Source organism: Quadrisphaera sp. INWT6, assembly GCF_015390235.1.
In the GTDB taxonomy this organism is placed as follows: Bacteria; Actinomycetota; Actinomycetes; order Actinomycetales; family Quadrisphaeraceae; genus Quadrisphaera.
In genome coordinates, this window is the sequence record NZ_VUOH01000001.1 from 901,917 (window position 1) to 914,380 (window position 12,464).

At 76.4% G+C, this 12,464-nt stretch carries 12 protein-coding genes; 5 read left to right on the top strand and 7 right to left on the bottom strand.

The window, feature by feature from the left end; translation table 11 throughout:
- The first annotated feature begins 25 nt into the window (after window positions 1–25).
- Window positions 26–904, top strand: a complete 879-nt coding sequence (yidC, locus tag F1641_RS04030) for a membrane protein insertase YidC (protein ID WP_194903097.1) — start codon at window positions 26–28, stop codon at window positions 902–904.
- A 283-nt stretch (window positions 905–1,187) separates the two neighbouring features.
- Here the strand turns inward: yidC and F1641_RS04035 are convergent, their stop codons facing one another.
- The 4 genes from F1641_RS04035 to F1641_RS04050 are packed head-to-tail and all read right to left on the bottom strand — an operon-like array spanning window position 1,188 to window position 5,066.
- Entirely contained in the window at window positions 1,188–2,684 is a 1,497-nt protein-coding gene (locus F1641_RS04035; protein ID WP_194903098.1) for an NAD-dependent succinate-semialdehyde dehydrogenase, read from the bottom strand.
- A complete protein-coding gene (locus tag F1641_RS04040) occupies window positions 2,681–3,838 on the bottom strand; it encodes an alcohol dehydrogenase catalytic domain-containing protein (RefSeq protein WP_194903099.1) in 1,158 nt (385 codons plus the stop codon). The genes F1641_RS04035 and F1641_RS04040 overlap by 4 nt, the downstream gene beginning before the upstream one ends.
- The gene (locus F1641_RS04045) at window positions 3,835–4,263 is read right to left on the bottom strand and encodes a zinc ribbon domain-containing protein (protein ID WP_194903100.1); all 429 of its coding nucleotides are present in this window, start codon (window positions 4,261–4,263) and stop codon (window positions 3,835–3,837) included. The genes F1641_RS04040 and F1641_RS04045 overlap by 4 nt, the downstream gene beginning before the upstream one ends.
- Complete coding sequence (locus tag F1641_RS04050) at window positions 4,263–5,066, bottom strand: N-acyl homoserine lactonase family protein (RefSeq protein WP_194903382.1); 804 nt, start codon at window positions 5,064–5,066, stop codon at window positions 4,263–4,265. The genes F1641_RS04045 and F1641_RS04050 overlap by 1 nt, the downstream gene beginning before the upstream one ends.
- A gap of 159 nt (window positions 5,067–5,225) precedes the next feature.
- Between F1641_RS04050 and F1641_RS04055 the strand changes: the two genes are divergently transcribed.
- Both F1641_RS04055 and F1641_RS22875 read left to right on the top strand, forming a co-directional pair.
- Window positions 5,226–6,065: a GAF domain-containing protein gene (locus tag F1641_RS04055; RefSeq protein WP_194903101.1), complete on the top strand. Its 840-nt coding sequence runs from the start codon at window positions 5,226–5,228 to the stop codon at window positions 6,063–6,065.
- Window positions 6,007–6,993 (top strand): CdaR family transcriptional regulator, encoded by a 987-nt coding sequence (locus tag F1641_RS22875; RefSeq protein ID WP_194903102.1) that lies wholly within the window; start codon window positions 6,007–6,009, stop codon window positions 6,991–6,993. The genes F1641_RS04055 and F1641_RS22875 overlap by 59 nt, the downstream gene beginning before the upstream one ends.
- A 28-nt stretch (window positions 6,994–7,021) precedes the next feature.
- Here F1641_RS22875 and F1641_RS04065 read toward each other — a convergent pair whose 3' ends face one another.
- Both F1641_RS04065 and F1641_RS04070 read right to left on the bottom strand, forming a co-directional pair.
- A complete protein-coding gene (locus F1641_RS04065; protein WP_206690453.1) occupies window positions 7,022–8,257 on the bottom strand; it encodes a benzoate/H(+) symporter BenE family transporter in 1,236 nt (411 codons plus the stop codon).
- Window positions 8,254–9,678 (bottom strand): PLP-dependent aminotransferase family protein, encoded by a 1,425-nt coding sequence (locus F1641_RS04070; RefSeq protein ID WP_255513850.1) that lies wholly within the window; start codon window positions 9,676–9,678, stop codon window positions 8,254–8,256. The genes F1641_RS04065 and F1641_RS04070 overlap by 4 nt, the downstream gene beginning before the upstream one ends.
- A 52-nt stretch (window positions 9,679–9,730) precedes the next feature.
- On the opposite strand from F1641_RS04070, the gene F1641_RS04075 reads away from it, so the two are divergent.
- Window positions 9,731–10,387 carry a YitT family protein gene (locus F1641_RS04075; protein WP_194903104.1) on the top strand — a complete coding sequence of 219 codons (657 nt, stop codon included), beginning with the start codon at window positions 9,731–9,733 and terminating at the stop codon, window positions 10,385–10,387.
- Window positions 10,388–10,538: 151 nt separating this feature from the next.
- Window positions 10,539–11,681: an AAA family ATPase gene (locus F1641_RS04080; protein WP_194903105.1), complete on the top strand. Its 1,143-nt coding sequence runs from the start codon at window positions 10,539–10,541 to the stop codon at window positions 11,679–11,681.
- Window positions 11,682–12,032: 351 nt separating this feature from the next.
- On the opposite strand, the gene F1641_RS04085 is transcribed toward F1641_RS04080, so the two are convergent.
- Complete coding sequence (locus F1641_RS04085) at window positions 12,033–12,242, bottom strand: hypothetical protein (protein WP_194903106.1); 210 nt, start codon at window positions 12,240–12,242, stop codon at window positions 12,033–12,035.
- Between the last annotated feature and the right edge of the window lie 222 nt (window positions 12,243–12,464).

Consider the following 12,464-nt stretch of genomic DNA (forward strand, 5'->3'; position numbering starts at 1 on the left):
CCCCGCACCCGTCTGGAGCCCCGTCGTGCCCGAGTCCTGGTCCCTGCTCAACCCCCTCGCCTGGCTGGAGGCCGCCGTCTCCGGCGTCCTCGTGGCCGCCCACTCCCTCCTCGCCGCCGCGGGGCTCGACCCGGCCGGGGGTCCTGCGTGGACGGCGGCCGTCGTCGTCCTCGTGGTGGTGGTCCGCGTCGCCCTGCTGCCGCTGGTGGTGCGGGGCCTGCGCGCCGGTCACCGCGCCGCGGCGGTCGCGCCGCAGCTGCGCGCCCTCCAGGCGCGGTACTCCCGGCCGGGGCTGACCCGCGACCCGGGAGAGCTGGCGCAGCTGCGTGCAGAGCAGGCCGCCCTGTACCGCGAGGCCGGGGCCTCCCCGCTGGCACCGCTCCTGCCGGCGCTGCTCCAGGTGCCGGTGATGATCGCGCTGGCCCGGGTGCTCGACGGGGCCGCCCGGGGGCACGCCGTGGGGCTGCTGACCCCGGCCCTGGCGCTGCAGGCCGGGGCGGCGACGGTGCTGGGGGCGCCGCTGTCCGGTTCGCTCCTGGGCGGTGGTGCCGGGGCCCTGCTGGGTGGTGCGCTGGTGCTCGTCGTCGCTGCGGCCACCTGGGCGACCACGCGCCTGCAGCTCACCCGGGGCACCGACCCGGCGGTGCTGGAGGGGCCCGTCGGGCAGGCGCAGCGGGCCACCGCCTGGCTGCTGCCGCTGGTCATGGCCGCCACCAGCGCTGCGGTGCCGCTGGGGCTGCTCGTCTACTGGGCCACCTCGGCGGTGTGGTCGCTGGGCCAGCAGCTGGCGGTCCTGCGGTGGTTGCCGACACCGGGGTCGCCCGCGGCCGCAGCGCGGGAGCAGCGCCTGGCACCGCGGAAGCGTCCCGTCGAGCATGCGGAAGGGGACCGTCCAGCTCGCTGAGCCCTCAGCGGACCGGGTTGTGCATGCTCGGCGGGACGCTCCGAGCGGTCCTCCCGGCCGGGCGCACCGGCCGGGAGGACCGGAGCCCTGTGCGAGCGCGGAAGACCGCGCCAGACCGGGTCGACACCTCCCCGTCGGTCCGCCCGCCAGCCCGCGTGACGGCCGACGGGCAGAAGTCCGCCCAGGGGCCTCGTCGAGGAGCCCGGGCGGACCTCTGCCCGTCCGGCGTCACACCGCTGGGGCGGCGCGGGGCGGCGCGGGGCGGCGTGGAGCGGCGCGGCGGTCAGGCCCAGGGGTCGGCGATGCCGACGTAGAGGGTCTCGAGGTACTCCTCGATGCCCTCCTCGCCGCCCTCGCGGCCGAGGCCCGACTGCTTCACCCCGCCGAACGGCGCCGCCGGGTTGGAGATGACGCCGGTGTTGATGCCGAGCATCCCCGTCTCCAGGCGCTCGGCCAGGCGCAGCGCCCGCGACGTCGACGCCGTGTAGGCGTAGGAGATCAGGCCGAACTCGGTGTCGTTGGCGAGCGCGACGGCCTCGTCCTCGGTCTCGAAGGTCGTCACCGGCGCCACGGGGCCGAAGATCTCCTCCTTCAGCAGCCGCGAGCCCAGGGGGACGTCGCCCAGCACGGTGGGGGAGAAGAAGTACCCGGGCCCGTCCACCCGGCTGCCGCCCGTCAGCACGGTCGCGCCGCGGGAGACGGCGTCGTCGACGAGGTCGGCGATCTTCGCGCGCCCCTTCTCGTTGATGATCGGGCCGATCTGCGCGCCGTCCTCGGTGCCGCGCGACACCTTCATCGCCCCGACCCGCTCCGCGAGCTTCGAGGAGAACTCCGCCGCCACCGAGGCGTGCACGTAGAAGCGGTTGGCGCTCGTGCAGGCCTCGCCGCCGTTGCGCAGCTTGGCGAGCAGGGCGCCCTCGACCGCGGCGTCGACGTCGGCGTCCTCGAAGACCAGGAACGGCGCGTTGCCGCCGAGCTCCATCGAGGTGCGCAGCACGCCCTCGGCGGCCTGCTTCAGCAGCTGCTTGCCCACCGGCGTGGAGCCCGTGAACGACAGCTTGCGCAGGCGCGGGTCGGCGATGAGCGGACCGGTCACCTCACCCGCCTTCGTGCACGGGACGACGTTGAGCACACCCGCCGGCAGCCCCGCGTCGAGGAGCACCTGCGCGAACAGCAGCGCCGTCAGCGGCGTCTCCGCCGCCGGCTTGAGGACGACGGTGCAGCCCGCCGCCAGCGCCGGGGCGATCTTGCGGGTGGCCATGGCCAGCGGGAAGTTCCAGGGCGTGATGAACAGGCACGGACCCACCGGCTTCTTCACCACCAGCAGGCGCTGCTTGCCGTCGGGCGCCGGCAGGTACCGGCCCGCCACGTGCGCGGCCTGCTCCGAGCTCCACCGCAGGAACTCCGCGCCGTACGCGACCTCACCGCGCGCCTCGGCGACGGACTTGCCCATCTCCAGCGTCATGAGCAGCGCGAGGTCGTCGGTGCGGGCGATGACGGCGTCGAACGCGCGCCGCAGCAGCTCCGCGCGCTCGCGGGGGGCGGTGCGGCCCCACGCCTCCTGCGCGGCGGCCGCGGCGTCGAGCGCGGCTGCGCCGTCCGCGGCGGTGGCGTCGGCGACGGTGGTCAGGACGGCGCCGGTGGCCGGGTCCTCCACGGCGAAGCGCTCGCCGCTGGACGACGGGACCCAGCGGCCCCCGATGAGGAGGTCGGTGGGGACGCTCGCGACGAGCGCCTCCTCGCGGGTGGCCTGCTCGGGGGAGATCTCGGTCGCGGTCATGACCCCGATCCTCCTCCTCCCGCGCCCGCGGGGGCGTCACCGGGGACGTCGAACAGGACCACCTGGCGCACCGCCCGGCCCTCGGCCAGGGCGTCCATCGCCTCGTTGATGCCGTCGAGGGTGGTGGTCGACGAGATGAGCGCGTCGACGGGCAGCCGGCCCTCGCGCCACATCTGCGCGTAGGTGGGGATGTCGCGGGCGGGCACCGCCGAGCCGAGGTAGCTGCCCACGATGGTGCGGGCCTCGGCGGTGATGCCGAGCGGCGTGATGGTGGCCTCCGCCGTCGGCGCTGGCAGCCCCACGGTGACGGTGGTGCCCCCCACGCCGGTCAGCGCGACCGCCGTCTCGAAGGCCCGTGCGTTACCCGCCGCCTCCACGACGACGGGAGCCTTGAGGCCGTTCTCCAACGCCTCGGCGGGGGTGAACACCGCCGAGGCGCCGAGCTCCGAGGCACGGGCCAGCTTCTCCGGCACCGCGTCCACACCGATGACGTCGCCACGCCCGAGCGAGACGGCCGTGATGAGGGCGGCCATCCCGACACCTCCGAGGCCGACGACGACGACGGTGTCACCCTCGCCGGGCTTCCCGGCGTTCAGCACCGCGCCGCCGCCCGTGAGCACCGCGCAGCCGAGGACGGCAGCCACCTCGGGGGGCACGTCGTCGTCGACGGGCACGGCGGAGCGGCGGTCGACCACGGCGTGCGTCGCGAAGCCGCTGACGCCGAGGTGGTGGTGCAGCTCCGCACCGTCGCTGGTGTGCAGCCGCCGTCCGCCGCCCAGCAGCTCCCCGGCGTTGTTGGCCGCTGAGCCGGGGGTGCAGGGCAGTCGGCCCTCGGTGCGGCAGTTCGCGCACTCCCCGCACCGCGGCAGGAACGCCATGACCACGCGCTGGCCGACGGCGACGTCGTCGACCCCCTCGCCGACCTGCTCGACGCGGCCGCACGCCTCGTGTCCCAGCAGCATCGGGACCGGTCGCACGCGGTTGCCGTCGACCACCGACAGGTCGGAGTGGCAGACCCCCGCCGCCTCCATGCGGACCAGCAGCTCACCCGGGCCGGGAGGGTCCAGCTCGACGTCGACCACCTCCACCGGGCGGCTGCTCGCGTAGGGGCGCTCCCGGCCGATCTCCACGAGCACCGCGCCGCGCGCCCTCACGATGCAGCCCCGCTCCCCGCCGACGGGGCCTGCTCCGCCGCGCGAGCGGCCCTCGCGGCGGTGAGCGCGGCGCCGACGTCGTCGCCGGCGCGCAGCGGACGCCCGGCGAAGACGCCCTCGTGCGCGAGCACCGGGCGGCGGTCTCCGGCGAGCTCCGGGTGGCGCTCCTCCAGCGCCTCCCTCTTCTCCGCGACCTTCCGCCAGTGCGCGACCGCCTCCCGGTCGCCGCGGCCGACGCCCTCCCAGCTGCGCGGCATCCGCTCGCGCGGCACCCCGGTGGACGCGCGCCCGCCCACGTTGAGGCGGCTGGGACGACGGCGGGTGGCGCTCCCGCACGCCGGGCACGCGGGGTCGGGGGAGGTCATGGACGGCACGCCCGCCTCGAAGCGGTGGCCCTGCTCGCAGGTGAAGTCGTGCAGGACCATCAGCGGTACACCCCGTCGGGGGCGTGGCGCAGCTGCCGGGCCTGCTCGGCGTCGTGCCCGAAGATGACCTCGGCGCCGGTCTCCTCGGCGATCCTGCGCAGCTTCTCCACGCTCTCCAGCCACGCCAGGTTGTTCCAGACGATGGCGGCCCCGACGGCGGGCGGACCCCACGAGTCGCGCAGGTAGACCGCGTCGGAGGTGAAGATCTTCGGCCCCTCCTGGGGCAGGTCGACCTTGAGGGACATGGTCCCCCAGGTGTGGCCGGGGGTCTCGATCACCGAGATGCCGGGGAGGATTTCCACGTCACCGCTGACGGTCTCGATCGGCAGGCCCTCGTAGTCGCTGCGGATGTGCGCGCCGGACGAGTACCCCTGCACCGCCATCGCGCCCTCGACCTCCTTGTCGTTGGCGATGATGCGGGTCTTGCCGTTCGCGAAGTCGCGGGCGTTGGCGGCGTGGTCGAAGTGCAGGTGGCTCAGCACGAGGATGTCGATGTCCTCGGGGGCCAGCTCGAGCGAGGCCAGCGAGGAGTCGAGGTACCCGGGGCCGTCGGTGGGCTCCTCCACGGGGAAGAAGTCGTGGAAGCCGGTGGGCGCCCAGCGCTCCTCCCAGTCGCGCGGCACGCCCGTGTCCCACAGCACCCGGCCCTCGGGGTGCTCGATGAGGACGGCGTGGGTGGGGCAGTCGCCCCAGACCACCGGGTCGTCCTTGTGGTGGCGGTCCCGGATGGTCCGACCGCCCTTGAGGAGGAGCCAGGTCAGGTCGGTCTCCATCACGCCGGTGGAGAGCACGTGGAGCTTCATCTCGGGAGCAGCACCAGTCACGGGGACCCCTCGTCTCGCGTCGTCGCGGGCGCCGCCGGGCTGCGGCGCACGACCAATCTGCGCCGGGCGGGCGGCAGGTGACCATGGAGGCTGCCCACACACTGGCGGCCCCGGGGTGTGCGCGGTAGACACCTGCTCGTGACCACCCTCGAGGGCGCGGGGTCGGCGCTGGGCTCCTTCTCCGACCCGTCACCCGCGGCCCTGCTGCGCGCCGTCCACGACTCCGCCACCGACCTGGCGAGCGTGCGCGACCGCGCGGTGATCCTGCGGGCGCTGGTGCGCCGCACCCGCGCCCTGCTGGGCGCCGACATGGCCTACCTGTCGTTGAACGACCTCGACGCCGGCGAGACCTGGATCCACGTCACCGACGGCGTGCGCACCCGCGCCTACGCCCAGATCCGGATGCCGCTGGGCACGGGGATCCTCGGCTCGGTGGCCGCGGGAGGGACCTCGGTGCACACCGACGACTACCTCGCCGACGCCGATCTCAACCACCTCACCCACATCGACGAGGCGGTGGCCGCCGAGGGCGTCAGGGCGATCAGCGGCGAGCCGCTGCGGGTCGACGGGCACCTCGTCGGCGCCCTCCTCGTGGCGCACCGCACGCCCGTGGAGATGCCCCCGGCCGGGCTGGAGGCGCTGCGGCTGCTGGCGCTCCAGGCCGCCGTCGCCCTGGAGCAGACCCGCCGCGCCATCGAGATCGCCACCCTGCGCACCCGCGCCGACGCGGTCTCGGCAGCTGCCGCCCGCGACGCCGCCCTGCTCGCGCTGGACGCCCGGCTCCTCGCCGCGCTGCGCGACGGCGGTGGCTGCCACGCCGTCGTGGAGGAGCTCGCCGCTGAGCTGGGTGCCCCTGTGGTCCTGCTCGGTGCTGACGGGACGCAGCGCTGCGGTTCGCCCCCCCGCTCCGGACGGGCGGGTGGTCAGCGAGGTCCCCGGAACGGGGACGCGCCTCGTCGCCGGGGCTTGCGACGGTGACGACCTGCAGACGCCCACCGCCCTCGCGGTGCTGGAGCGGGGCGCGCTCGCCGTCGGGCTGGCGCTGCAGGTGGAGCACGAGCTCGCCGAGGCCGGCGACCGCTCACCCGCGGCGCTCCTGGACGACCTGCTCGAGGAGTGCACGGACGACGGCGGCCCCGGTGCCACCGGAGAGCGCTCCGCCCGCCGCGAGGTCGTCGAGGCGCGGGCGCTGGCCCACGGCGTCGACCTCCGCTCGCCGGTGGCATCGCTGGTGCTCCTGGTGCCTCCTGCCGACCGCGAGCGCAGCGCCGCCGCGCTGCGCCCCCTCGTCACGGGAGGCGGGCTGGTCGCCGTGCACGCGGGGCACGTCTGCGTCGTGCGCACCTCCGGTGGGGGGAGCGGCGGTGGTGGCGGTGCTGGGGGCGCTGGCGGGGTGGGGCGCGGGGTCGACGCCGACGAGCTCGGCGACCGGGCCGAGGCCGCGCTCGCCGCCGCCGGCGTCACCGGGGTCGTCGGCTGCGCCGCGGCCGAGGCGCTCGGAGCGGGTCCGCTGGCCCGGGCCCACGCCGAGGCGGCGCAGGTGGCGCGCGCCGCCCAGGTGCTCGGCTGGCGCAGCGGCCACGTCGACAGGGCCCGCCTCGGGGTCGCCGGCCTGCTGCTCGGCGGGCACGACCCCGGCGTCGTCGACGCGCTCGTCGAGCGCCAGCTGGGAGCGGTGCTCGCCTACGACGCCCAGCACGGCACGCACCTGGCCGAGACGGCCGCGGCGGTGCTGGAGGAGGGCTCGCGCAGCGCCGCCGCGGCCCGCCTGTTCGTGCACGTCAACACGGTCCGCCAACGCCTGGAGCGGCTCCACCAACTCCTGGGGGCCGGGTGGGAGGCCCCTCCGCGCAGCCTCGACGTGCACGCAGCCCTGCGCCTGCTGGCTCTGCGGCGCAGCACCTGAGCCGGGGGTCAGCGGCGGTGCGACGCCGTCACGTCGCGGCGGCGGGCCGGCGGCTCAGCCACAGCCAGCAGACCGCGCCGGCGAGCAGCCCCCACACCGCGCTGCCCACGCCCGCGACGGCCACCCCCGAGGCCACCACGAGGAAGGTGAGGACGGCGGCGGTCCGGTGCTCGACGGGCTGCGCGGCGTCGACGGCGGACGCCGCGCCGCCGAGGAAGGCCCCCAGCAGGGCCAGCCCGGCCACGGCCTGGACCAGCAGCGGGGGAGCGCCCGCGACGAGCGCCGCCGCGGCGCCCGCGAGGAGCGCGAGCACCAGGTAGGTCACCCCTCCGGTGACCGCCGACGGCCAGCGGCGGCGCGGGTCGGGATGGGCGTCGGGCCCGGCCATGATCGCCGCGGACAGCGCCGCGAGGTTCAGCGCGTGCGCGCCGAACGGGGCGCCCACCACCGTCGCAGCTCCCGAGGCGACGAGCGCCGGTCGCGCGGGCGGCTCGGGGTATCCGGCGCCCCGCAGCACCGCCAGCCCCGGGACGTTCTGGCTCGCCATCGTCACCAGGTACAGCGGCAGGCCGATGCCGAGGAGCACGAGGGGGTCGAGCTGCGGCGTCGTCCAGGTGATCACGGGTGCCCAGCCGAGACCCTCTGCGGAGGTGGCTGCTCCTGGTGCGGCGCGCTCGACGGTGAGCGTCAGGACCAGCGCCACCACCAGCGCCGCCGGGACCGCCCACGCCGCGGCGAGCCGGCGCAGCACCAGCCAGACCAGGACGACGGCCCCGCCCGCCAGCGGCTCGGTGGCCACGGCGGTCACGGGCGCCAGGCACAGCGGCAGCAGCACGCCCGCGAGCAGCGCTCCGGACAGCGGCGCGGGCACCCGCGTCACCAGGCGCGCCAGCGCCGGCCACGCCCCGGTGAGCACCACGAGGGCGCCGCACAGCACGAACGCCCCGACGGCCTCGGGGAAGGTGACGCCGTTCGCCCCGGCGGCCACCAGGACGGCGGCGCCGGGCGTCGACCACGCGAACGACAGCGGCACCCGGTGGCGCCACGACAGGGCGATGGCGAGCACGCCCTGCAGCGCGCACAGCGCGAGCAGGCCCGACGCCGCCTGGGCGGGGGTGGCGCCCACGGCGGTGAGACCGGTGAGGACGACGGTGAACGAGCTCGCGAACCCGGTGACGGCCCCCACGACGCCCGCGACCACGGGCCCCCGGAGCCCCGGGTCGGTCCGGGTCTCCCTGGTCGACCGGGTCAGGGGGGCGCTCACGCGGTCCACCGGGCGGGCGTGCGGTCGGTGGGGGTCGCCGAGACCGCCCGCGCCCGGGCCTCGCGCAGCACGTCGACGAGCGCCGCCACGCCGTCGACGGGCGTCGTGAACGGGACGCGCAGCCACCGGTCGCCCGTGCCGTCGACGGTGAACCGCGGCCCGGGTGACAGGCGCACCCCCAGGTCCAGGGCGTGGGCGGCGAGCAGCGTGGCGCCCGGCGTCGGCAGCAGGACCCACAGCACCAGCCCGCCGCGCGAGGGCCTGACCACCCAGTCGGGCACGCCGCGGGCCAGCGCCGCCAGGAGCGCGTCGCGGCGCTCGGTGAGCAGCGCCCGCCGCTCGGCGAGCACGGCGTCGGCCTGCGCGAGCAGCCGGACGGCCACCAGCTGGTCGAGCACCGGCGAGGTGATGTCCAGGCTGGCGCGCGCCTGGGCGAGCCGGGCCAGCAGGTCGGGCTCGCCCCGCACCCAGCCGACCCGCAGGCCCGCCCAGAAGCTCTTGCTCATCGAGCCGAGGGTCACCACCGCCGGGTCACCGGGGCGGCGCTCGACCGCGGCCAGGCGTGGAGGAGCCTCGGCCGGGTCGACCAGGTCGGCGAACGTCTCGTCGACGGCCACCACCGGCACGCCCCTGAGGCCGGCGAGCAGCTCACGGCGCTGCTCGGCGCTGGCCAGCAGCCCCGTCGGGTTCTGCCCGTCAGCGGTGACGTGGGCGAGCACCGCGCCGCGCGCGGTGGACGACGACGGCGGGTCCCACCCGTCAGCGGTGACCGGCAGCGCCACGGGCCGCAGGTGGTGGGCGCGCACGGCGTCGATGACGGCGGGGTAGGTCGGCTGCTCGACCACCACCCGCTGGCCGGGACTGGTCAGGGTGCGCAGGAGGAGGTTCCAGCCCTGCAGGGCCCCGCCGGTGACGAGCACCTGCTCGGCCTCGGTGGGCACCCCGCGGCTGCTGAGGTGCGCGGCGACCGCCGAGCGCAGGGCGGGCAGCCCGTAGGGGTGGAGGCCGTGGTCGGCCAGGAGCGCCGCCAGGTCGGTGCCGGCGGCGGCCGTCGCCGCCTCGAGCACCTGCGGGGGAGCGGGCAGGGCGGCCACGGTGAGGTCGAGCACCGACGCCGGCTCGCCCGGGTCGGCGTCGGGGCGCACGTGCAGCGCCGCCGGCAGGGCCACGCGGCTGCCTGCGCCGTGGGCGCTGACGAGGTAGCCCTCGGTGCGCAGGACGTCGTACGCCGCGCTCACCGTCGTGCGGCTGACCCCGAGGGCGACGGCGAGCGCCCGCTCGCTCGGCAGGCGCGTGCCCGCCGGCAGGCGGCCGTCGAGGGCGAGCCCGCGCACGCCGTCGGCCACCGCGGCGTAGCCGGGGCCGCCGCGCAGCCACGGGGTGAGCAGGGAGGTCAGGCGGCCGGGGTCCACACCGGCCATCGTGGTGGCTTTGGCCCTGTTGCAACAGGGCCAAGCCGCGGACAGTGGACGGGTGAGCCCCACCCGCCTGCTCCTGCCGCTGCCCACCGACCGCCTGCCGCTGCGCCTCGTGGCGCTCGTGGCCGGGCTCGTCGGCTACGGCGCCAGCATCGCCCTGATGCTGCGCTCCGGGCTCGGCGTCATGCCGTGGTCCGTGCTCGACCAGGGCCTGTCTCGCGCGTTCGGCGGCCAGGTGGGCACCTGGTCGATCATCGTCGGCGTCGTCGTGCTGCTGACGTGGGTCCCGCTGCGGCAGCGACCCGGTCTGGGGACCATCGCCAACGTCGTGCTCGTGGGGCTCTCCATCAACACCGTGCTCGCGCTGGTGCCCCCGGCGCAGGGCGCGGTGGCCGCCTGGGCGCTGCTGCTGACCGGTGTCGTGATGAACGGCGTGGTCACCGGGGTCTACGTCGGTGCCGGTCTCGGGCCGGGACCGCGCGACGGGCTCAGCCTCGGCCTGGCCGCACGCGGGCTGCCGCTGCGGGTGGTCCGCACCGGCGTCGAGCTGCTGGCCCTCGGCATCGGGTTCGTGCTCGGTGGCACCGTCGGGTGGGGGACGCTCGTCTACGCGCTGGCCATCGGGCCGATCGTCCACCGGACGGTCCCCGCGTTCCGGCTCCGCACGGCGGCCGAGCGCGCCGGCGCCCCGGCTCCGACGACGGCCCACTGACCCGGCCGGCCCCCTCGAGCCCGCGGGCGGGGCCGGATACTGGCGCACCGCAGGCCCTTGCCGCAAGACCCCGGTGGAGCCCTAGGTTCTCCCGCGGCGGGGCGTCGACGACGCCGCCTCGTCCACCACCCTCTACCACCCAGGACTGCACGTGTGCGCCGCGGATCCCGCCGTCTGGTGGCTCACCGGGCCTCCGTGCGCGGGCAAGTCAGCCACTGCTCGGGAGCTGTTCGCCGGCGTCCTGGCCGGCCGGCCGCGCTCGTACGTCGACGTCGACCAGCTCGGCATGTGCTACCCCGAGCCGCGCGACGACGGCGCGCGCTCGGCCCTCAAGGCGCGGTCAGCGGCGGTGGTGGCGCGCCACCACCTGAGCCGCGGCGCGGAGGTCGTCGTGGTCTCGGGAGTGCTCGCCCCCGGAGGCGCTGACCTGGTGCGCGACGCGCTCGGCGAACTGCCCGTCGCCTTCGGCCGGGTGCGCGCCGACGAGGACCTGCTCCGCGACCGCCTCAGCGAGCGGTACGACGACGCCGCCGCGGCGCGAGCCCTCGATGACGCGCTGCGCTGGGACAGCAGCGACGTGCCCGCCGTCGACACCACTCACTGCTCGACCCGGGAGGCCGCGGAGCGTGCGGCGGCGCTCTTCGCCGAGGCCCGGCCGAGGGCGGGTCCCGGCGGCGCACCGCGCCTCGCCGGGGACGCGGCGGTGGGTGGGGGACGAGCGCTGCTCCTCTGCGGTCCGCCCGCCGCAGGGGCCTCGACCGCGGGGTTCGGGCTCGCGTCGTCGTCCTGGGCGCGGGGCGAGACCTGCACGTACCTCGACGGACACCAGCTGTCCTTCGCCGCCGACCTCCCGGGGCGCCACCCCCGGGCCGCGGCGGCGACCGCCTCGCTCGTGGGCGACCTCTGGGGCACCCACCGGGCTGCGGGCTCGGAGGCGCTGGTGGTGCGCGCCGACGTCCGCTCGTCCGCTGACGTCGACGCCTTCCGAGCGGCGCTCGCCGGTACCCCCGTGCTCGCGGTGCGCCTGGTGGCTGGCGCGGCGGCGCTGCGGGAGCGCACCGCCGCTCGTGCACGGGGTGAGGGCGCGAACCTCGCCGGCGATGCGCTGCGAGGGCTCTCCGAGGTGGAGCAGCAGGGGGCTGTGGCCGCCTCGCTCGCCCGCCAGCGCGCGATGGAGCAGGCGGGCGTGGGTGACGTCGTCATCGACACCACGGACCTGCAGCCGGCGGCGGTGGCCGAGCGCCTGGTCGCCCTGGACGCACAGCGGCGCGCCAGCACGAGCTCGGACAGCTAGCCGGGGCGTGGGGGCCGCTCAGCGCTCGACGGGTCTGACCGCGAGTCGCTCAGCCGCGTCGCCGCTGTCTCAGGACTCGTCTCCGACGTCGGGCCCGTCCACGAGGTGCTCTGGACGCGAGTCGTGCACGGTCCCGTCGGCGCGGTGTCTCAGGAGCGGTCGTTCCCGCACCTGGTGGCCGACCGCCCACGCCCTCTGGATCGATGACGCCGATCTTCGTAGAGCGTGCGTCGGGTGAGACAGACCACCGGGCGGGGTACCCGGGCACCGCAGGTCAGAGGCTCGGGATCGGTGACGCACTGTCATGGCGTGCCCGGGCAGCGGTCCTCGAATGCAACGCTCGCCGTGCCCTCAGCCGTAGACCTCGTCATAGGCCGTCATGAGGTGGCCGATCTGCCACGCCAGGAGTGCAGTGGCAAGCACGGACACACCCCACAACCCGATGACGCCCACCGCTGCCCACCCCGGCTGCCTGCGCACGATGATCGCCAGGATGCCGGCGATGCAGGCGGCGTTGACGGCGAGAAGCAGCAGGACAGCGAAGGATCCTCCGGCAGCCATGAGGCATGCTCTCGTGGCCGAGGGGCTCCGGAGCCTGTTGCGCGACAGCTCGATGTGGCGGGGTACTTCGAGGACCCGACACCGGTCGCGATGGATCCGGCGACGGCGACGACGCCGCAACCCGGTCGTCACCACAGCCCCAGCACAGCGCGGCGGCTTCCTGCGCAACGGCTTCGCTGCTTCCCTCAGCACATGCCCACACCTGGTCCCGCTGATACCGAG

Coding starts and splice junctions, on each gene's coding strand:
- F1641_RS04035 (WP_194903098.1), bottom strand. CDS start 2,684: ATGACCGCGACCGAGATCTCCCCCGAGCAGGCCACCCGCGAGGAGGCG.
- F1641_RS04045 (WP_194903100.1), bottom strand. CDS start 4,263: ATGGTCCTGCACGACTTCACCTGCGAGCAGGGCCACCGCTTCGAGGCG.
- F1641_RS04050 (WP_194903382.1), bottom strand. CDS start 5,066: ATGAAGCTCCACGTGCTCTCCACCGGCGTGATGGAGACCGACCTGACC.
- F1641_RS04070 (WP_255513850.1), bottom strand. CDS start 9,678: ATGGCCGGTGTGGACCCCGGCCGCCTGACCTCCCTGCTCACCCCGTGG.
- F1641_RS04085 (WP_194903106.1), bottom strand. CDS start 12,242: ATGGCTGCCGGAGGATCCTTCGCTGTCCTGCTGCTTCTCGCCGTCAAC.